This is a genomic window from Terriglobus sp., from assembly GCF_965201105.1.
Lineage (GTDB): Bacteria > Acidobacteriota > Terriglobia > Terriglobales > Acidobacteriaceae > Terriglobus.
In genome coordinates, this window is sequence record NZ_OZ241741.1 from 657,561 (window position 1) to 675,626 (window position 18,066).

Sequence of the window (18,066 nt, forward strand, 5' to 3'; positions counted from 1 at the left end):
GGAAGCGACAGGTCCGCCGTCGGTTCTCCAACGTGCCACAGCAAAAGAACAGTCGGCGTATGCTAGCAGGCGCCTCATAATTTCATTGCTGAGAGGGTCTTCCCCAATCTTGTAGGAGCTAAGCCGGTTCTGAACTAGCGCTACTCAGTCGCACTGATACGATCAGCGGCGATGCGTTCCGAGGATAATGCGATGCCAACTCTACGGAAGAGCTGGAGCAAATCCACACAACCCCTTGGAACGAGGTTTGAGGCTGGTCCGAGACATCGCCGTCTCCCGTGTCGTTAATGCTCGACAAGTTAACCTCTTCTAAGCTCTTTCTTGTTTGGTTCGAGCCTCACTCGGAGATTCTGCTGAAGGTTGCGCAAAAGACACCACGAGCAGAGCCGCCGCAACTGTGGCTGCAACAATAATTTCAGCGTGGTGGACCTGTGCTGGGTCCCAAACCGACTCGAGTCCCAGCAATGCAGGTGTACGTACCGCGCTGATCATCAGGGGATCGTCCAGCCTCAATCAATCCACTTGCGATTCGTCTATCTCCCCCTCGTCCATGTACTGCATTCCGATGATGAAGAGGTCCTGAGAACCTGGCCCGGTGAAAGGCAAGGACATGAAAGCTCTGCGACCAAACCTGTTTGGGGCGTCACCCTTCCTCCTGGAAGGGAGCAATCAGGGACGGCGACAACCTGTTGGCTGCGAGTCACATTATGTTCACTCCTCCGTGCAGCCGAAACATCAGCGGCTCGTGCCGATCCAATATCGAGTCGGGTCGGCACGAGCACTCAAGGCATTGTTCGGCGACGAGCACCCAGCTACGTCTACGGTGTGCTTGCCGGCAAGCCCGTTCTTACCGGATGTTGACAACCAGCGGCGTGGCCCTGGTTAGATTACCGCTAGTTGCAATCACGAGGACGGATTTGGCTCCGGTCTCTTGGAATGTGGTGTCCTTATTCCGCGTGCTTCCACCGCATCCGAGCATGCCGCCGACTGCAAGTGTCAGCAGCAAGAGTGGGAAGATAATCTTGTCAAGCATCTTCCCTCCATGACGAAAGCTTCGCAGAAGAAACATAAGGAGAGCCGTGGAAAACAGCAAGGTCCATCCTTTGCCGAAAGCAAGCGCCGCGGACGAAGCTGTGACTGGGGTTCCAGAGATCGTAAAGCTGGTAGTTGCTGTTTTGCCGTTGGCAATGGTGCTGCTGGTGGGCGAGAAGGCGCAAGTCATACCCGCGGGCAGGCCCGAGCAGGCGTAGTTCACCGTACCGTTCATGCCTGACAATGCCAGCACAGTGAGAGAAACCGGCGAGGAAGTCTTGCCATAGGTCACGGTGAGCGTCGACTGCGAAAGCATGAGCTGCATTTCGGGCGCGTTGGCGTAAACCGTCAGTAACTGCGGTCCTGAATCAGAAGGCAATTTGCTATCGCTGGGGATGTAGTACGCGGTTATGGCGTGCTCACCGATCGCAAGACCTTTTGCCGTGTAGCTCGCGCTTCCGCTTGCATCCAGTGGGACAGTTGCAAGAACCGCCACACCCTCGCGGAGCTGCACGCTGCCGGATGCAGCGGTGGAACTGGAGCTGATGGTGACCGTTGCGTGGAGCAGTACATTTTCCCCCAGTACGGCGCTTCCCGGCATTCTTAGGATGGTCGCTGTGTCACGAGAGACTTGGCTAGTTGTCCCAGATTGGACAGCACTCAGTTGCGCGGCCGAGCAGACGTGATAATTGTCCAGCCCTATCGCATTATGGAAGTTACTCACTTCAAAGGCCATGTTTACCAACGAGCCTTTGTTTCCTGTCAACGGCTTGTCCATCGGCCCTTGCTCCGCAACGAACTCATCCCGAACGAAGTTTACCGAGTTCTGATCCGCACCGAACAGGATGCCGCTTAACGTTCCGTCCATCGTCATTGCGTTCGCACCCGTCGAACCCGCGCCATTGAAAGGCAGAGAGAGGATGTACCAATCTATAAACGGCGGGTTGGAATTGTAGAAGTATGGCCAGAAGTCTCCGGCATTTTGCCCGTTCCCGCCGGATTGCCACGCCTCGTGATAGGTGGTGCCGCCATAGGTGGGGTATGCGGCGGCGATCCAGGGCGTGGTCGTAACGTTGTAGAAGGCCCGACATGAGTTCGTATCACCACTACTTGTGTAACCCATATCCGCCAGATTCGCGGAGCCGCTCATGGCCCATTCATGTACTTGGTAAATTTGTGGAATGAGTGAGGTATAAAGACTCTTCTGCGAGGCTTTTGTAATCATTTGAATGACTTGGTTTTGAGTTGCCTGTGTGGGCGCAAACAGCGGCGAGTTGCTTGCTGGAGTCCCTCCAAGGGCCATCAGCTTGCCGTAATCGCCAGTGACGACGTCGAGCGTCGAGTCAAACCCGGCGAGGATCGCGCCTTGCAGGTCCGTCGTGGCCAGCTGACCGATAGCAATGTCGAGCTTGTAGTCAAGGCGTGGAATCTGTTTGTTGACGCCTTTGTCCACAGTGTTCAGACCGCCCCCGGTACCACCTGCGGCGTTGAACAGGTCGCCCACAAAGCCGATAGCCTTATCTGCCAAGGCTATGTCGGAAGCACTGATCACTCCATCGGTGGCGAAGGAAATGAACGGACTAACATCGGAGCCGATCATATGCATGATGTGCCACGGGCTTACTGTGACGGGAGCGCTTGGGGGCGGCGGTTGATTGATGTTTGCCTGCACATCGGCAAGAGCTTGCAGAAGAGCTAAGGCTGCATTTGAGTTGCCTGCCGCTACGACGTCCTTCATGTTGGTCGAGCCCGTTACCATGAAGGTTAATACGTTGTTCAGTGCAACGAGCTCGTTGTGAAGCTGGACCTGCACTGCAGCGAAATCGTCACTTGTGAATTGCAACTTAGTCCCGTCCGGGCCTGTCCAATTGCAGGTGACGGGGCTGGTGCCGGAGGTGCTTTTGCAGGGAATGTTCCTGTGTCCGGGTTGCACACCTGCTGGAAATATGGCATCAAGCGGATCAAAGGTGTGGTAGTCGAGCAGCGTATTCAGCGAGCCGGTGAAGAAGTAGTGAATGTCATACTGCTGCTTCCCGGTAACCCCACTGTCGGCCGATGTGGTGCTCGCAGCTTGGCCCTGGAGGTACCAACCGTTAAGCAGGTACCAACTCAGGTATTCGTATGCGTCTACTTGCCCTGCAACAGAGGTGGCTCCCGATAGGGTGGCATACTCCGGCCATTCCTGGGGCTGCTGAGAAGTGATAAGGCCTAGCTGCAGGTTCGCTGTATCCGCACCCGACTTCTGCTGCTCCGAGTGTGATGGCTCATACAGGCCATGGCTATCTCGGGCGAAAGTTCCGTGAAGGTAGCCGGTGTGACCTTGCTGCGAAAAGTAAGAGGCAGACAGAAGGTTATGCCCGTTCAGTGGACCACCGAGCCCAGGGGTTCCCACCATCGTCCAGGCCGAACCGGCAAGACCGGTATAGAGAATGGACTTGTCAGGAATCCCATAACTCTGCAAGGCAAGTGCAACAGCAATCATGTTGTTGGGCGTTTTATTGTCGCTTGCCATTGCTGCTGGATTCCCCCAACCCGCAGTTCCCACCGTGGTCAGGATTGCAATCTGGTTGCTGTTAACATTATTAAGCGCGTTGGCCATAGCTTGGATCTGCATTGGATCGCCGCCACCCGTGCTAAGCGGAAACAGGGTACCGCAGTTTGGAACGGTGTAAACGCTTCCTGAAAAGCTGCCCGTACACGTTGGAACACTGTCTAATGAGTTTCGGTCGAGAACAAGCAGCCAAAAACCGTTGGTGGCATTGTTCGGTGGCCCGTAGACTACAGTGGTGCCAGGAGATCCGGGTGCATTCGTAATTGTGGCCGAAGTGTTGGCTATCGTTGATCCAGGAGAGACAACGAACTCCACGTTATTAGCGGACTGAAAGTTGTAGTTTCCCGTGGCGTCTTCGACGAACATGCCGGTCGCAAATGAACCTGACCCCGGGTGCGCACTGCTGGTGTAGTTCTCATAAGCAGAGCCTCCTGCCGCTCCCGGCACGCCGATTGCTAGGTACGTCAGGGGAATGTCATTGCTATGTACAGTTCCCGCTTTCGCAGCGCAATTCGGACAGTTATAGAGCGTACCGCCGATCGTGGTAGTGTCGAACGATGTGCTCTGCGAGCCTGCGTCTGTAGTCTGACCCTGGTTGGTGCCCACAATGACGATGTCATTGTTCCCGGTCAGGCTGGCGAGGTAGGGCGTAAGCGTCGAACTACCTGCGAAACACTGCGGCGACGACTCTGGAGCGGCCGTCTTTTGCTCGAGTGTGCGACGATCGAGCACAATCACGCTGTAGGGCGAAGTGCAACTACCGTTAAGCACCTGCTGTAAGCTACCCAGCCTAAACCAAGGCTGCCCTGCGCCGACACCGCCATTGCTGAGCGTTTGAAAGAGCACCGATGGCGGAAGGAAGGTGCTGTTCGTCGGAAGATTCGAAGCCGCAATCTGTACAGTCGCCGCCATCGCTCGAGCTGAGGGTTGGGGACGCCGAGAGTTCGCCTCGACCGACGCGTCTCCGCTGAAGTGCATGCGAGAACTCGACGCGGTTCCGTCCTGATTTCTTGCAGTTGCTGAGATTACATTCTCCCCGGGCACAACACCGTCCGCGGTGGCAAGATTACCTGAAAGACAGATTGCACCTGTACACGTCTGTTCTTGGAAAAGAGCGCTAACGTCCTTGCCGTTCAAGCGCGCCTTCACGGAACTTGGAACCGTTCCTTCGGGAAAGCGTAAGGTGACAGCGCGCAAGGACGCGCTCCTCTCTGCTCCAGAAGGGACGCTGATCTTCGCTAGATTTCGCACTGGACTGGTCGCGTTGGTGGTCCGTGCGTTTTGCTGCGTCCATACGCTGATCGGCAGCGAGGAAACAAAGCCCACCAGAATCACTAGTTTGTAAAGCAGTCTCATATGTACCCTCACCTCGCTCAAAGAACCTAAGTTCTAACTTACGGCTTTCCGTGCGTTTCCTAAATAGAGGTCACCACACGGAGAAGACGTGTGTTGCTACACGGCTACTTCTGCCTGATGGGTGAGCAGGGTACGAGTACTTGGAATAGGCCAGGCGACATCCATCCTGGAACGATCGACTAGCCTTCTGCGCTGTTTGAAGCGGATTCGTCTCTGTGAGTTAAGTCGCCTGGTCCTGATGACATTGTGGATGCGAGGCGGAACAGGGTTATGCGCTCGGAGTAACGAGAGACACTGAAAGCTTAGACGTTGAGCATGAGTGGTCGGGTTAAGGCGCGGCAACTCACGACGGATGCAGCCGAAACTACGGAGGGGCTTGTAGATGTCCGGGTGAAATCGACTAAACTCTCGTGTAGGACCACATCGTGAACTGTGTAGCCTCCTACCTAGTTTTGCCAAAGCTCTGCTCAGCCTTGAAACTCAAGGTTGAGTAGCTTCTACCGCGGCCAATTGTGGCCTATAACAACCTACGAGGAAAGCACTATGTCCATCGACCCAGCTAATTGGATGACGAGTTCATTTCAAGATCCTACGACCAGCTTCGGAAATAGGCCATTCTCACAGATCTCCCTTTTCGGTTCTCATGATTCTGGCATGTACACAACAAAAGCATGCGCTGGAAGCGCAGCAGGATCCAAAGGAATGACCAGGCGCAGCAGATCTCAACTCGGGACCAGATTGCTTTGGGAGGGGTGCGATACCTTGATATACGTCCTGTACTTCGGACGATCACCTCATCCGGATCAGGCGTTCGCTATGCCGCTCATTACAGCGTAGTCGACGCCTCGCCTGGCACCTATGTGGGATGGCTTGGAGGTTTGATGACGGACAACATCGATGATGTCGTCGCGGCCGCGGAAAGCATCGGACCAAATGAAGTCGTTCTTATCGAACTTTCGCATGGGAGCATCCTAGCTGACCTAGATGACGTACCAAAGGCGGTTCCGTTCTCAATCTATGTGTTGCTTCCCACGCTCATTGTCGCGGCGCTCTCATGCTCTTTGTCAAAGATTTGTCACGATGCTTGTCGTCCTTTGATCGCATGTTGTTCCCAAAGACTAGCCTTTCATCGTCACCCAAGATTTGTGCAAATGGGATCGTATCGCGAAAGCGACGCGGAGCGTGAGAAAACAACGACATTTAATGGTTCTGGCACGCATTTGGTGATGCAGGCGTGCGAGTGCGAAGGAGTCTTTAGCGGCAAGATTATGCCGAGTGCAGGACTCGGAGCTTGAGCAGGTCGAACCCGGCGCGTCCGTACATCTGCCGCTTCAGGAGCTTGAGCCGATGGACGTGACCTTCGACCATGCCGTTGCTCCGATGCAGTCGCAGGGCGGCCAAAACGGCATCTTTGTCTCGGCGGAGATGCCGAGCGAAAGCGGCAAGCGGAGAGTGCTCCGCACCTTCGCTCCAGTCGGACCAAGCTTGGGCGTTCCGCGTTCGCAGCAGGTTGAAGAGCGACCGCGCGACTCGCGCGATGGACGCCAGCTCCGGTGAGAACTCACAGAGTGCGGTCAGATACCTGCTTCTTGCCGGGTCGACCTTCAACATGAGCCAGGCGATCTGGTGTGGCGAGACTGGATGGGTTCTCTTCGACATCGGTACGCCGTGGCGACTCTGCGAACGTCTGAAGCGCTGGCGTAACCAGTTCCAGACAGTCGAGAGTTGGCCATCGAATCCCTGCTGGCGAACCTCACTCCATAGCTGCGACACGTTCGTACACCCCTCGCCGACCCGCTTCCTTAAATAAGCCCCGAAGCCATCGACTGAACTCGGAAAAATGCGTCGCTGCGTTCCGGGAAAACACCGCAAGCAGTCCAACGCTGAACGGTGCGAAGGCTCACGCCGAGTCTCCTCGATGCTTCTGACTGACTTGCACCGTTGCGGATCAGTGTCGCCACTTCCTCATAGAGCTGCAACCTTCGTTCTCTCTTCTCGTGAGCTCGCTCGGCCGCAAGCGTTGGCTTCTCCACGGGCGCCGTTACGGCCGATGAAGAACTCATCGCCTCACCAACGGCCCTTAGAGCAGGACGATGTCGTTCTAGCGATCGAGCTAAAACCTCGAACAGGTTGTGCAGCAGATGCCAGCGGTCTGCAACCTGAACCGCTCCTGGCGCTCCGCGCCGGATCGCATCGGCGAAAGAGCTGGCACGGTCGCGGCTGACGATCTCGACCGTTGGATGTTGGACCAGCCATGCCGCCACCGCCGCAGTGTCGCGCGTCGGCAGCAGGTCGATCACCTTGCCGCGTTCGAGATCGCACAAAATGGTCCCGTACCGATGCCCTTCTTCCACGCCCACTCGTCGATGCCGAGGACACGTGGAGCGCATGAAGACGGTGGCGACTTCTGGCGAAGTTCGCGCAAGAGCGCTGTTCGGCCGGCGAGCAGACCGAGTCTCCGAGCTAGGCGAGAGCCAGCCCTGCCGCCCAGAGCGAGCGTGAGCCATCGAAGCGACTCGCTCGACCGGCAACTCCGTCGTGCATAGCGCTTTACCGTTCCGGGCAGCTGCTCGGTGAAGATCCTTGTGGTGCATTGCTTGTGCAAGCAGAAGAACTTCCTAGCTCGGAGCAAGATGCTGACCGGCAGACCTTGCCACGGCAGATCCATCAGCTTGCGCGAATACCTGCTGTGAACCCGGCTCGACGCCGTGCCACAACTCGGACAAGAGGAACTGGGCTGACACGTCCGAAGCTCCACTTGCACTGCTCCGGCCACTTGTCGCAGGCAGACGAGCCTCACCTCTGTGCTGCTGGGGAGCAACTCTCCTCTTCGCATACGGACATATCTACACTGAGCCGCAGAGCATCACCAAATGCGTGCCAAAACCCAAATTATTAGAAAAACGACAAGCCTGAGCGACTGGGCCGTGATCACCGCCTCCGCGAGAGCGATCGGAATTCGGGCGCTTCGGGGCGCATGACCTGCGGCGGACCTGCGCGAAGCTCTGCCGCAAGGCAGGTGGTGACCTGGAACAGATCAAGTTTCTCTCGGGTCACTCGTCCATCCAGACTACGGAGCGCTATCTAGGGTTCGAGCAGGAGATCGCTGTCGCGGTGAATGACAGCTTGGGGCTCTAGATCCTGCAGTACGAGTGAACTGAACATGTAATGAGCTTAGTTCGAATGCGATACGAAGGCTAGCCGCTTCAACATCGGGAAGCCCCAACTTTACCTACGACTTTTTGAAGCGGAAATACAATGAGGGGTCTTCTCCGCGAACACGCGGATCAGTACGTGTTCCCAAGATGTTTCCAAGAAAGTTAAGGAAGGCACTCTCTTTCGACGCCATCCGCGTCCGTCCGCTATGTAAAGCGCAGAATGTGAGGTCGTCCGGAACCCACTCAGGAAGTACACGCTGAAGGCGGCCAGAAGTGACCTCGGGCTGCGCCTGCCACAAAGGGAGTATGGCGATGCCTGCTGATCCAAGTGTGAGTTGCATCAGAACGTCGACGTCGGGCACAACGATCGAGAAAGAAGGGCTGATCGTCCTGTGATCGGATTTGCAGGTCAGGTTCCATGCAAAGGCAGTATGATCCCGTGTTTGCCCTAGGCAAGAGTGCTGCTCAAGATCGAGGAGAGTGGCGGGTGCTTCATGCTCAGAAAGGTATTCCAGACTGGCAAACAAGCCCTGGCGGATAGAGGGAAAGACCCTTTGATGGTGCCGCATATCCTTGGGAGTTCTTACTTTTATAAATACGTCGTGGATCGCTTTTGGTGATTGATCCCAATCTGAACAGTAGAGGTTCATGTCTATTCTGAGCCTTGGATAGTGCGTCCGAAACTCTGGCAAGATCACGGAAAGGACGTGACGCGCAAACGGAATGGGAGTACAGATGCGTAGCGTTCCTTCGGGCTCCTTTCTATGCTTCTCCAGGACATCGGCAACTTCTCGATGCGCTTCCAAGACACCAAAGCAAGCGTTGAAGTAGTCTCTTCCGGCGCCCGTGAGCTCCAGCCCGGATGCGTCTCTTCGAACCAGAAGAAGCTTGGAGGCGATCTCAATTCGCTTAAGCGCGCGGCTTACTGTAAAGAGTGGCAACTGAAGAGATGCCGCTGCTTCTGTGAGTGTGCGCGCTTGCCCGATTGCAACGAAGATGCGCATCTGTTCCGCCTCAATATCTGGCTGCTTCAGCACTCGTGCGCTCTTCTTGTCTGTAGCCATTATCTTTTCCTGACCCTCTCTACGGCATGGACTCACCTTGCAAAACCTGCAATGTGATGTTGCAGTGCGTTGAAACAACATTGACCGGTGCCTGCTCCGTCAGATGGAGAGATACAGGTAGAAACAAAGTTCAAGGAGCACCAATGAGCGTAAAGTCCGTTTTCGAATTTAAATTCCCTGAGAAGGCCCAGCAAGAGGGGCTCGTCATTTGCAGAGATATCGGTCACGATATGACCTTGCTCAAGGGCTACATGGACCATGAAGTAATACAAGATGTTACAGATCCTGGTCACATGATGGTTAACACACTTTGGACAAGTGAAGAAGCCTCGACCGCTGTACTTTCGAAGTATCAACAAGACGAGAAAATCAAGCGTGCGACCACGTTAATTAGTGCTCCACCGTCCGGCTTCGTTGGTACAGTTCTGTCGAAGAACTCCTGAAATGCTGCATGCTGTAACGACCATCAACCCTGTCTCAGTCGAGACAGGGTTTGTTGTTTCGCTTCCAGTACATCTAGAGACCACCCTGTTAGAAAACGCCCGTAAAAGACTCCCTGTTTTCGTTGGATCCCTCATGGAGGCGAGCTCATCGGCTGGCGACAAGCACGCTTCGTTTGCTGCGTTCTTCTGCGTGAGAGAGGGGGCCTGCGGAGGCCGAAGTGTCCAGCAAGGTACGCATTCCCGCATCAAGCATCTTCAGAAGTGTGCTGAAGCTTGCATCGACGTTCTGCGGTAAACCGAAGCCGCCACCCAGCTCAAGATCGATGAAACCTCGCAGTGAGGCCCGTATGAACCGAGCTGCGTGTATCGCCGCATCGCCCGTTACTCCGTAACCGCGAAGAACGGCCAGAAGCAGGGCAAGGTAAGCATTCGCTGCCGTCTGCGAAGCTTCGCTCCATCCGGCCACTGGCAGCTGCGCTGCCGCCCATAGCCCCGGATGTTCTTTCGCGAAGCTGCGTTGCGAATGCCCCAGCGCCTCAAGTGCGTCTTGCCCTGCCACTCCCGCCATCGCGTCTCGCGAGCGGTCCAAAAGCGATCGCAATCCTTGTGTCGTCAGACTATCTTTTAACCCTTCCAGACTTAGGATGTGGTTGTAAAGAGACGGAGCCTTGATTCCCAAGAACGAGGCGAGCTTTGCGACCGTCAAAGTCTCTAGACCGTCTGAGTCTGCAAGCGCAACAGCGGTCGCTAAGACCGCACCGGAATTTAATCCTGCTCGCGGCATCTACGAGCTGCCGTTCTGTAGGAAGCTCACCACAGCCGGCCCTACCTGTTCCGGCATCTCCGTTTGCGGATAATGACCGGCACCCTGAACCAGTAGCAGCTTCGCCCCAAGCAGGTCCGTTGCCCATTCAGCCTCAGCCGCGGGGTCCGGGAAGTCAGCGTCCTTAGTTCCCATCACTACCAGCACGGGCATTTCCGTTTTTGTAAGCATGGCCTCGATGTCTGACTTAGGCAGAAAGACCATGCTCTTCAAGGCAGCCATGCGGCCGGGTTCTCGCAGGTTCTTCCCCAGAGTCTTGCGATATTCGGCAAAGTCGTCGGGTTTGTAGGCTGGAAACAGACTGGTCCAGTATGTAAGCCAGAAACGAACGCGCCACGGTCCGCCGAAACCGAGTGCGAGCGCGGCTCGCAGGTACCAGGGAATGCCTTTGGGAGGGTCGCGCAGCACCGGCCCAATCAACACGGCCTCGCTTACCTTCTCAGGGGCGTCATGGGCTGCCCACAGCGCCGCTCCGGCCGAAAAAGAATTTCCAACGATGATGGCCTTACTCTGCCCAAGGTGCGTCATCAGATCCAGAACATCCTGCCCAATCGCTCGCGCCGAGTAATCGTTCCATTGCGGGCTAGTCGCGCCGTGCCCTCGTATATCCATCGTGGCGACGCGATACCCCGCCGAAGTTAAATACGGCGTCAAGTACCTGTACTCACGCCGAAGGTCTCCCATGCCGGGGACTGCAATCACTAGAGGGCCGGAACCGCCAGTATCGTCGAAACCAACGGTTCCCCGGACAGTTTTCATTTGCAGGGTCGGCCGCTCTTCGGCCAACTTCGGCTCATTGCCAAGGGCCGAGCTTCGAAGGTATTTGGTCCGTAGACGATTACTCATATCGTGTATACCTAGTGGCTACCAATGGTAGTCATAAGGCTAATGTACGTAGTAAATGAGCCCGAGTCAAGTGCGGTTGTCGCTTACCGAATTGTGGGCTCTGGCCCACTTTTGATGATGTATCGCGATCTGGTGTAAACCATCGCGCGTCGGGCTTCATCGCAAAACGGTGTAGGCCCGCTGCTCTGGCCAGAGCTTGCCTTTGTTCTGCCGTTTCCACTCAAAGGATCGTCCACAAGCCCGGCTAGGACAAAGAAGCTTATTGGCATCAGCCGGGTCGAGCCGGAAGGTGCGTGCATCGACTTCGGCATGGCAGTGGGGACAACGCCAGGCACTACTCAGACGATTGTTGCGGCTTGCCCTCAGCATCAGTCCTCCTCTCGCAGGTGCCGCTCGCTCTCTTCCCACACCTGACGTACGAAACTCGACGGAGTCGCGCACCTGCTCACGGATGGGGACGGTATTGGCGCTGACGTAGCGGTGCTGCCGTAAGCGGAAGGCCGCGATGCGGCAGGCGTTCTCCAGCCACCAATCGTGGGGCGGCGGCTGCTTCTCGGGCGGCGATGTCATGGGTTCGCTCATGCGGCCCGTCTAGTGGAAGTCATGCGACACCATGGGTGCGGCGGTGATGTGAAGCTCCTCGATGTGCTTGGCGCGAAGGTGGATCACCTTGTCGATGTTCTGGAGCGCGCCTTCGATCAGGAGGAACTTGGCGTAGGTCACGAGCGAACGGTTGGCTTCGTAGAGGTCCGGGTCGATGATGGCGTTCGCGATGCCGGTCTCGTCTTCCAGCGACAGGAAGATAAACCCGTGCGCCGTACCGGGGCGCTGCCGGGCGATGACCTGGCCTGCGATGCGGGCCTTCACGCCGTGCCGGACCAGCTTCAGGTCGCCGGCACGGAACACCTGCAATTCCCGCATGCGGGGACGGCAATGCGCCATCGGGTGCCGTCCGACGGTGACCCCGGTCCCGGCGTAGTCGGCGACCATACGCTCTTCCGGGTTCATCGCAGCAAGTGGTGAAAGCTCTTCTTCATCACGGTCCAGTTCGGAAAGCAACGGGCCTGCCGCGCGTGCAGCCCGTTCTACTTGCCAGAGCGCATCGCGACGATGGGTGCGTTCACCGAGGCTGTTCAACGCACCTGTTTCGGCGAGGACGGTGAGGTCAGCTTGCGAGAGCGACGGCACGCGACGGGCAAGCTCTTCGATGGAGCCGAACGGCCGCAGCGCGCGAACGCGCTCGATCTCTGCCGCTACGGTTGCGCGTAGACCGCGCACGTAGCGCAAGCCGAGACGAAGCGAATAGGCACCGTTCTCTTCGCGCTCCAACGTGCAGTTCCAATCGGAACGCAGGATGTCGCCCGGCTTGATGCGTAAGCCATGCCGTTGCGCGTCCTTGACGAGCACGGCAGCAGAGTAGAAACCCATCGGCTGGTTGTTGAGGATGGCAACCGTGAAGACCGGCAGGTAGTGGAACTTCAGCCAGGCCGATGCGTAGGCAATGAGAGCGAAGCTCGCGGCATGCGACTCTGGAAAGCCGTACAGTGCGAAGGAGCTAATCGCCAGGATGATCTCCTGCTGCGCCTTGAGTCCGACGCCGTTAGCGTCCATGCCGGCGCGAAGCTTCACCTCCAGCGTACGCATCTTCTCCTGCGACCGCCGGCTGCCAAGCGCTCGACGCAACTCCTCCGCTTCGCCTCCGGTGAAGTTGGCGATGACCATGGCCATGCGTAGCAGTTGCTCCTGGAACAGCGGAACGCCGAGGGTCCGGCGCAGCACCGGCTCCAGCAGCGGGTGCGGGTACTCGATCTGCTGCCGTCCCTGACGCCGTTCCATGTATGGGTTCATCATCTGACCTACGATCGGGCCGGGACGGATGATGGCAACCTGCACGACGAGGTCGTAGAACTTATCCGGGTTGTTGCGTGGAAGCGAGGCCATCTGGGCACGCGACTCCACTTGAAAAAGACCGATTGTGTCAGCCGCTTGAAGGGATTTGTAAACCTTGGGATCGTCGTGCGGGATCTGCGCGATGTCGACCTCTTTGCCGTAGTAGCGCGGAATCAACTCAACGCAGTCCTTCAAGACCGCCATCATGCCAAGGCCGAGCAGGTCCACCTTGATGAGGCCCATGTCCGCACAATCCTCTTTGTCCCACTGCACGACGTTGCGGCCCGGCATGGACGCAGGCTCGATGGGAACCACGGAGGCAAGCTGGTTCTGCGCGATGATCATGCCGCCTGAGTGCTGGCCCAGGTGCCGGGGCAGGTCGAGCATGCGTATGGAAAGCTCAAGGTATTTCGCGATACGCGGATGGTTGAGGTCAAATCCGGCCTGCTGGAAGTGGTGCGCCATGGTGTCGGTCGGACCCTTCCACTCGAACGAACCGACCAGCCTTGTAAGGCGTGTTTGCATGTCGGCGTCGAAGCCGAGAGACTTGCCGACCTCGCGGGCTGCGGAGCGGCCGCGGTAGGTGATGACGTTCGCGCACATGGCCGCGCCGAGCTGACCGTAGCGCTCGTAGACGTACTGGATCGCGCGCTCGCGGTCGTCCCCGGAGGGCAGGTCCAGGTCGATGTCGGGCCACTCCCCGCGGACCTCGGAGAGGAAGCGCTCGAAGAGCAGCTCCATGCCGACGGGATCGACGGCGGTAATGCCGAGCGAGTAGCAGACGGCGGAGTTGGCGGCCGACCCGCGACCCTGCACCAGAATGCCGTGCCTGCGGCAGAACTCGACGATGTCCCACACGATCAGGAAGTACCCCGCAAGACCGAGCTTCGCGATGAGAGCGAGTTCTTTCTCCACCTGCTGGTCGGCGCGTGCGCGGAGCTTGGCACTGCGCTTTGCACCATAGCGGCGGGCGACGCCCTCGAAGGTACGTTTGCGCAGGAAGCTGTCCATGCTCTCGCCTTCTGGAATCGGGTAACGTGGGAACTCGTATCCCATGTCCTTCATCTGGAAGGTGAGCCGATCGGACAACTCGACGGTGTTGGCGATGGCCTCCGGTACGTCGCGAAAAAGCCGGCACATCTCCTCGGCGGAGCGCATGTGCCGCTTGTTGTTCTGCTGCAGGAGCAGACCGGCCTCGTCGAGCGAGCAGCCGTGCCGGATGGTGGTGAGCACGTCGAGGATCTCGCGCTCGAAGTCGGTCGCCATTGCGACGGCGTTGGTCGCGAGCAAGGGAAGGTGGAACTCCCGCGCGAGCGAGAGGAGCGCCTGGTTGCGGGCCTCCTGGTCGCAGATGCCGTGACGCTGCAGTTCCACAAAGACGTTCTTCTGTCCGAAGGTATGGAGTAACCGCTGCAGGCTCTTGCGGCCTTCGTCCATGCCACCACGCACGAGGGCGGCTGCGAGTGGTCCTTCGTCACCTCCGGTCAAGCAGACAAGGCCTTCAGCGTAGGTTTGCACGCTGCGGAAAGGTGCGATGCCATCGCCCTTGGTCCTTTGCGCAAGCTTGTAGCTGGAGATCAGCAGTGAGAGGTTCTGGTAACCCCTCTGTGATTCGCAGAGCAGCGAAAGGCGCACCGGGCGGCTTGGAATCGAGTGCGGCTGCCATGATGGCGGCAACGCCTGCTCGCCGAATTCGTCCACCGACACCTCCGCTCCGATGTGCGAACGGAGGCCGAGCTTCTTCGCTGTCGTGTAGAGCCGGGGCGAACCATAGAGTCCGTCGCGGTCTAGGATGGCAAGACCGGGCAGCAGGAGGTTGGCGGCCTGCTGGGTCATGGCCTCGGGCAGGGATGCGCCTTCTAGGAAGCTGAAGGCTGACCGGGCATGCAGCTCGACATAGTATTCAGTCATACAGGCCCACGACGAACCAGCACTTGGAAGAGTGCTCATAGCGCAGTCGCAATGCCTGGACTGGTTCGACAGTCACCACATCCCAGAGGTCGCGATCCCATGCCTCTCCGTTCCACCAAGAACCGCTGGCATGCCACGGCCCGGCGCAGTAGCTGATGACGTACCTTGCACCCTGCCAGAACATCACACGTGGCTGGTCGCTCCAGCAGGTGACGCGCACGCTCTGCGGTGGGCGGAAGATACGCACGGCCAGACGGGAAGGAAGTCGCTCTTTGTCAGCACACGCCCGTAGGCTGGGCTGGAACGCTGCGATGGTGAACGCATCGTCACCGTGCCGGTTCTGCAACTGCGGCGAACCCACATTGCCTTCTCCAGCGATGGAGCGCAGCCGCGCCAGTAAAAGCTCCAATTTGTCGGCTTCTGGAAACTGCGCCTGGAACAAGCCGCGTTGCGCGGTCTGCGGCTGCGTCGGTTCCGCCTCCAACGTGACGCTCACGATGCCGCTCTGCGGTGGGTGCGCCTGCAGCTCCAGGTTGAGCAGCTTCAGCAGCACTTCCCGGTTCTGGGTCGGCGTGGCCGGGCGCACCGCAACGGAGTGCGGCTCCAAGCGTTCGAGTTGCAGTGTCAGCCGGACGGAGCGAAGAGCGTAGGCACGCTCGACCGCTTTGCGGAGTATGTCTTCCAACATGGGGGACAGCACGAAGAGCAGGGAATCGAGCAGCTCCACTGGTGTGTCGAGCGCAACGGTCTCGGAAAGCGTGAACTCACCTTCTTGCGGCACGAGCAGGTGGTCGGCATCACCGCGGGCGAGTTGTTGCAGCCTGAGGCCCTGCTGTCCTAGTCGGCTGATGAGCGCGGTCTCGGGAAGTGCAGCCAACTGACCTAGCGTGCGAATTCCCCATCGACGGAGGACAGCCTGCATCCTGTCCTCACATGGCAATAGATAAACCGAAAGTCGTGCGAGCCTGCCACGCAGGCTGTGCCGGTCGGCGAAGGCTACACCTTCGGTGCTGCGCGCAAGAAGTAACGCGGCTTCTGCATTCGGAGCGCCACCGATCCCGGCTGGAAATCCTGCCGCGTGAAGCTCGGCATACAGCCTGCGCGCATACTGCTCGGCCGTGCCGAACAACGTTCCTATACCCGAACTGTCCAGCAGCAACACTACGGCAAGCCGGCGTTCTTCCGCGTAGTTGTTCTGTGGAGACAAGATCACTTCCACGCGCGGTGTGAAGCGTTCCGCGATTTCCAGCAGTGTGGCGAACGCTGCCCGCTCCTCATCGTGCTTGCGTGCGCGGAAGACAGCGGCAGAACCCGCTTCGGCCTGCACGCGGCTCATGCCATGCTCGACACCCGCGCTCTTTGCCTGCCTGCATAGCGAGACGACTTTCTCCTGCGGCGGAACACCGTCTACAACGACGCACGCACTGGAACGTAGCTTAGGTACGTTGCGCTGCCATGCAGCAATCGGGAACTCGGCAATGTTGATTGCGGTAAACGACATGTCATCTGCCAGCCGTCCGCATCCATGCCGGAGCTGCCTCCCAGGACGTGACGCGGCCCGGTGCCTTCTTGCCGAAGGCCGGTCCGGTACGCTGCCGTGCGATCTCCGTCGAGCGTGGAGCGGCCGTGAGAACGCCCTGTATCCTCGGCGGCTCACCGGCTGAGCACTCAAGGACGCATGCAGCGCTGGAACGGGCGCAAGGCTCCTTCGTCAGCAAAAGCAGGATGGCATCGCTCTCCTGCGCCGCACGCCGGAACCGGAACCAGGTCGCGGAAGGAACGCGAAACGCTTCTTTCGGATCGACCGAGCCAAGGTCGAGAACGACCACGCGGAAGCCACCGGACTGCAAAACCTGATCGGTCGCGCGAAGCGCTCGGTCCAACCGGTCCCACGGCTTGGAATCCTTTACGCGTGGGGCCGCAACCGGAGAGGTGGGAATGGCACGCTGCCTTGCGATCCCGGCTGCCTGCCTGTCCATCACCCGCAGTGGGTCGGTGTCGTCGGCCTTGCGCAGATTCCAACGCTCCCAATCGACCTGGTCCTGCGAGGCAGTGTGCAGACCCAGCGGCTGGTTGGGATAGCCCGGTGTGCCCTCCATCTTTCGCCGGCGTCGCTCTTCCTTGTAGAAAAGCATCTGCTCCAGCGCGGGTGCCAGATCCTTCGTCTCTCCGCGCGGGTGTGAACCTCCGCAGCCTGTGTAAATGGGCCTGTGGTTCGCGGTCACGCCATCGAGAGCCTGCGCGTTCAGCGGCATGATTGGTGATGGAGCTGGCTTCTGCGCGGCCGCAAACCGCACCCAGAGCAGGTTGGAGAGCGCAACACCGGCAGCGGCTGCGCTGTGAGGCGAGAGGGTGTCGCTCACGTCGATGTACGCGCATGCTCCTTCACCTGACGCGGTGGCCAGCAAAGAGAGCGCGACGGAGCAGCGGCCCGAACCTTCCGGGCCGGTCAGCTCGCACACCGAGCCGAGAGGCATGCCGCCTCCGAGCAGGGCGTCGATACGGACATTGCCGGTCGGGTGCAGGCGAGATGCCTGCTGCGCCATGGGCGACAGTGCGGCAGGAACGCGGCCCGCCAATCTGGCTTCGATCTCACGTTTCAGAAGTGCTGCTTGTGCCTGCATGTGTATTCGCCTTATCTTCGCTTCTTGGATGCATAGGCTAACCCATGTGGAAGCGAAAGGCGAATGTGCACCGCATCTGGTGCAGAGATCGGATTGCACATTCATAATGCGCGTGGACGGCGACTCGATGAAGGATGCGGCGTCCTGGGACGGTGATCTTCTCGTGGTGGACCGTGCGGCGAAGTCGGTCAACGGCTCGGTAGTGGTGGCCGTCAATGGCGAGTACACAGTGAAACGGCTGCGCGGTGGACCAGACTGCGTGTGGCTGAACCCTGCCAACCCCAAGTACCAACCGCTGTGTGTGTCGATCGGTGAGGATCTGCATGTGTTTGGCGTGGTGAAGCATGCCATCCACACCCTGCGGTAGC

15 protein-coding genes are annotated in these 18,066 nt (G+C 58.5%); 4 read left to right on the forward strand and 11 right to left on the reverse strand.

Translation table 11 applies throughout. From position 1 onward, the window contains the following. Nucleotides 1-847: 847 nt before the first annotated feature. Nucleotides 848-4,780: an Ig-like domain-containing protein gene (locus ACOFKT_RS02875; RefSeq protein WP_419805931.1), complete on the reverse strand. Its 3,933-nt coding sequence runs from the start codon at nucleotides 4,778-4,780 to the stop codon at nucleotides 848-850. A gap of 1,040 nt (nucleotides 4,781-5,820) precedes the next feature. Here ACOFKT_RS02875 and ACOFKT_RS02880 point away from each other — a divergent pair. Next, nucleotides 5,821-6,234 (forward strand): hypothetical protein, encoded by a 414-nt coding sequence (locus ACOFKT_RS02880; protein WP_419805932.1) that lies wholly within the window; start codon nucleotides 5,821-5,823, stop codon nucleotides 6,232-6,234. Here the strand turns inward: ACOFKT_RS02880 and ACOFKT_RS02885 are convergent. From ACOFKT_RS02885 to ACOFKT_RS02895, 3 genes are all read right to left on the reverse strand, one after another. Further along, entirely contained in the window at nucleotides 6,206-6,598 is a 393-nt protein-coding gene (locus tag ACOFKT_RS02885; RefSeq protein ID WP_419805933.1) for a transposase, read from the reverse strand. The two genes, ACOFKT_RS02880 and ACOFKT_RS02885, sit on opposite strands and share 29 nt — an antisense overlap. A gap of 143 nt (nucleotides 6,599-6,741) precedes the next feature. Then, nucleotides 6,742-7,293, reverse strand: coding sequence for a transposase (locus ACOFKT_RS02890; RefSeq protein WP_419805934.1), 552 nt, complete (start codon nucleotides 7,291-7,293; stop codon nucleotides 6,742-6,744). After that, nucleotides 7,236-7,775 (reverse strand): transposase family protein, encoded by a 540-nt coding sequence (locus ACOFKT_RS02895; RefSeq protein WP_419805935.1) that lies wholly within the window; start codon nucleotides 7,773-7,775, stop codon nucleotides 7,236-7,238. The genes ACOFKT_RS02890 and ACOFKT_RS02895 overlap by 58 nt, the downstream gene beginning before the upstream one ends. A gap of 146 nt (nucleotides 7,776-7,921) precedes the next feature. Here ACOFKT_RS02895 and ACOFKT_RS02900 point away from each other — a divergent pair, with 146 nt between their 5' ends. Next, nucleotides 7,922-8,077: a hypothetical protein gene (locus ACOFKT_RS02900; RefSeq protein WP_419807087.1), complete on the forward strand. Its 156-nt coding sequence runs from the start codon at nucleotides 7,922-7,924 to the stop codon at nucleotides 8,075-8,077. 94 nt (nucleotides 8,078-8,171) lie between these two features. On the opposite strand, the gene ACOFKT_RS02905 is transcribed toward ACOFKT_RS02900, so the two are convergent. Continuing rightward, complete coding sequence (locus ACOFKT_RS02905; RefSeq protein WP_419805936.1) at nucleotides 8,172-9,161, reverse strand: LysR family transcriptional regulator; 990 nt, start codon at nucleotides 9,159-9,161, stop codon at nucleotides 8,172-8,174. Between the two features lie 143 nt (nucleotides 9,162-9,304). Between ACOFKT_RS02905 and ACOFKT_RS02910 the strand changes: the two genes are divergently transcribed. Next, complete coding sequence (locus ACOFKT_RS02910) at nucleotides 9,305-9,604, forward strand: antibiotic biosynthesis monooxygenase family protein (RefSeq protein WP_419805937.1); 300 nt, start codon at nucleotides 9,305-9,307, stop codon at nucleotides 9,602-9,604. A 145-nt stretch (nucleotides 9,605-9,749) separates the two neighbouring features. On the opposite strand, the gene ACOFKT_RS02915 is transcribed toward ACOFKT_RS02910, so the two are convergent. From ACOFKT_RS02915 to ACOFKT_RS02940, 6 genes are all read right to left on the reverse strand, one after another. Beyond that, nucleotides 9,750-10,388, reverse strand: a complete 639-nt coding sequence (locus tag ACOFKT_RS02915) for a WHG domain-containing protein (protein WP_419805938.1) — start codon at nucleotides 10,386-10,388, stop codon at nucleotides 9,750-9,752. After that, entirely contained in the window at nucleotides 10,389-11,273 is an 885-nt protein-coding gene (locus tag ACOFKT_RS02920; RefSeq protein ID WP_419805939.1) for an alpha/beta fold hydrolase, read from the reverse strand. A gap of 156 nt (nucleotides 11,274-11,429) precedes the next feature. Further along, nucleotides 11,430-11,855, reverse strand: coding sequence for a hypothetical protein (locus ACOFKT_RS02925; protein ID WP_419805940.1), 426 nt, complete (start codon nucleotides 11,853-11,855; stop codon nucleotides 11,430-11,432). 9 nt (nucleotides 11,856-11,864) lie between these two features. Next, nucleotides 11,865-15,074 carry a DNA polymerase III subunit alpha gene (locus ACOFKT_RS02930; RefSeq protein WP_419805941.1) on the reverse strand — a complete coding sequence of 1,070 codons (3,210 nt, stop codon included), beginning with the start codon at nucleotides 15,072-15,074 and terminating at the stop codon, nucleotides 11,865-11,867. Next, nucleotides 15,067-16,575, reverse strand: coding sequence for a DNA polymerase Y family protein (locus ACOFKT_RS02935; protein WP_419805942.1), 1,509 nt, complete (start codon nucleotides 16,573-16,575; stop codon nucleotides 15,067-15,069). Before ACOFKT_RS02935 ends, ACOFKT_RS02930 begins: the two co-directional genes overlap by 8 nt. 1 nt (nucleotide 16,576) lies before the next feature. Then, complete coding sequence (locus tag ACOFKT_RS02940; RefSeq protein ID WP_419805943.1) at nucleotides 16,577-17,698, reverse strand: recombinase A; 1,122 nt, start codon at nucleotides 17,696-17,698, stop codon at nucleotides 16,577-16,579. 28 nt (nucleotides 17,699-17,726) lie between these two features. On the opposite strand from ACOFKT_RS02940, the gene ACOFKT_RS02945 reads away from it, so the two are divergent. Then, nucleotides 17,727-18,065, forward strand: a complete 339-nt coding sequence (locus ACOFKT_RS02945; RefSeq protein WP_419807088.1) for a LexA family protein — start codon at nucleotides 17,727-17,729, stop codon at nucleotides 18,063-18,065. The last annotated feature ends 1 nt before the right edge of the window (nucleotide 18,066 follow it).

Excerpts from the sequence above, each read along its gene's own strand:
- ACOFKT_RS02925 (WP_419805940.1), bottom strand. The coding sequence starts at position 11,855 with ATGAGCGAACCCATGACATCGCCGCCCGAGAAGCAGCCGCCGCCCCAC.
- ACOFKT_RS02920 (WP_419805939.1), bottom strand. The coding sequence starts at position 11,273 with ATGAGTAATCGTCTACGGACCAAATACCTTCGAAGCTCGGCCCTTGGC.
- ACOFKT_RS02910 (WP_419805937.1), top strand. The coding sequence starts at position 9,305 with ATGAGCGTAAAGTCCGTTTTCGAATTTAAATTCCCTGAGAAGGCCCAG.
- ACOFKT_RS02895 (WP_419805935.1), bottom strand. The coding sequence starts at position 7,775 with ATGCGAAGAGGAGAGTTGCTCCCCAGCAGCACAGAGGTGAGGCTCGTC.
- ACOFKT_RS02905 (WP_419805936.1), bottom strand. The coding sequence starts at position 9,161 with ATGGCTACAGACAAGAAGAGCGCACGAGTGCTGAAGCAGCCAGATATT.
- ACOFKT_RS02880 (WP_419805932.1), top strand. The coding sequence starts at position 5,821 with ATGACGGACAACATCGATGATGTCGTCGCGGCCGCGGAAAGCATCGGA.
- ACOFKT_RS02945 (WP_419807088.1), top strand. The coding sequence starts at position 17,727 with ATGCATAGGCTAACCCATGTGGAAGCGAAAGGCGAATGTGCACCGCAT.
- ACOFKT_RS02930 (WP_419805941.1), bottom strand. The coding sequence starts at position 15,074 with ATGACTGAATACTATGTCGAGCTGCATGCCCGGTCAGCCTTCAGCTTC.
- ACOFKT_RS02885 (WP_419805933.1), bottom strand. The coding sequence starts at position 6,598 with ATGTCGAAGAGAACCCATCCAGTCTCGCCACACCAGATCGCCTGGCTC.
- ACOFKT_RS02940 (WP_419805943.1), bottom strand. The coding sequence starts at position 17,698 with ATGCAGGCACAAGCAGCACTTCTGAAACGTGAGATCGAAGCCAGATTG.
- ACOFKT_RS02935 (WP_419805942.1), bottom strand. The coding sequence starts at position 16,575 with ATGTCGTTTACCGCAATCAACATTGCCGAGTTCCCGATTGCTGCATGG.
- ACOFKT_RS02915 (WP_419805938.1), bottom strand. The coding sequence starts at position 10,388 with ATGCCGCGAGCAGGATTAAATTCCGGTGCGGTCTTAGCGACCGCTGTT.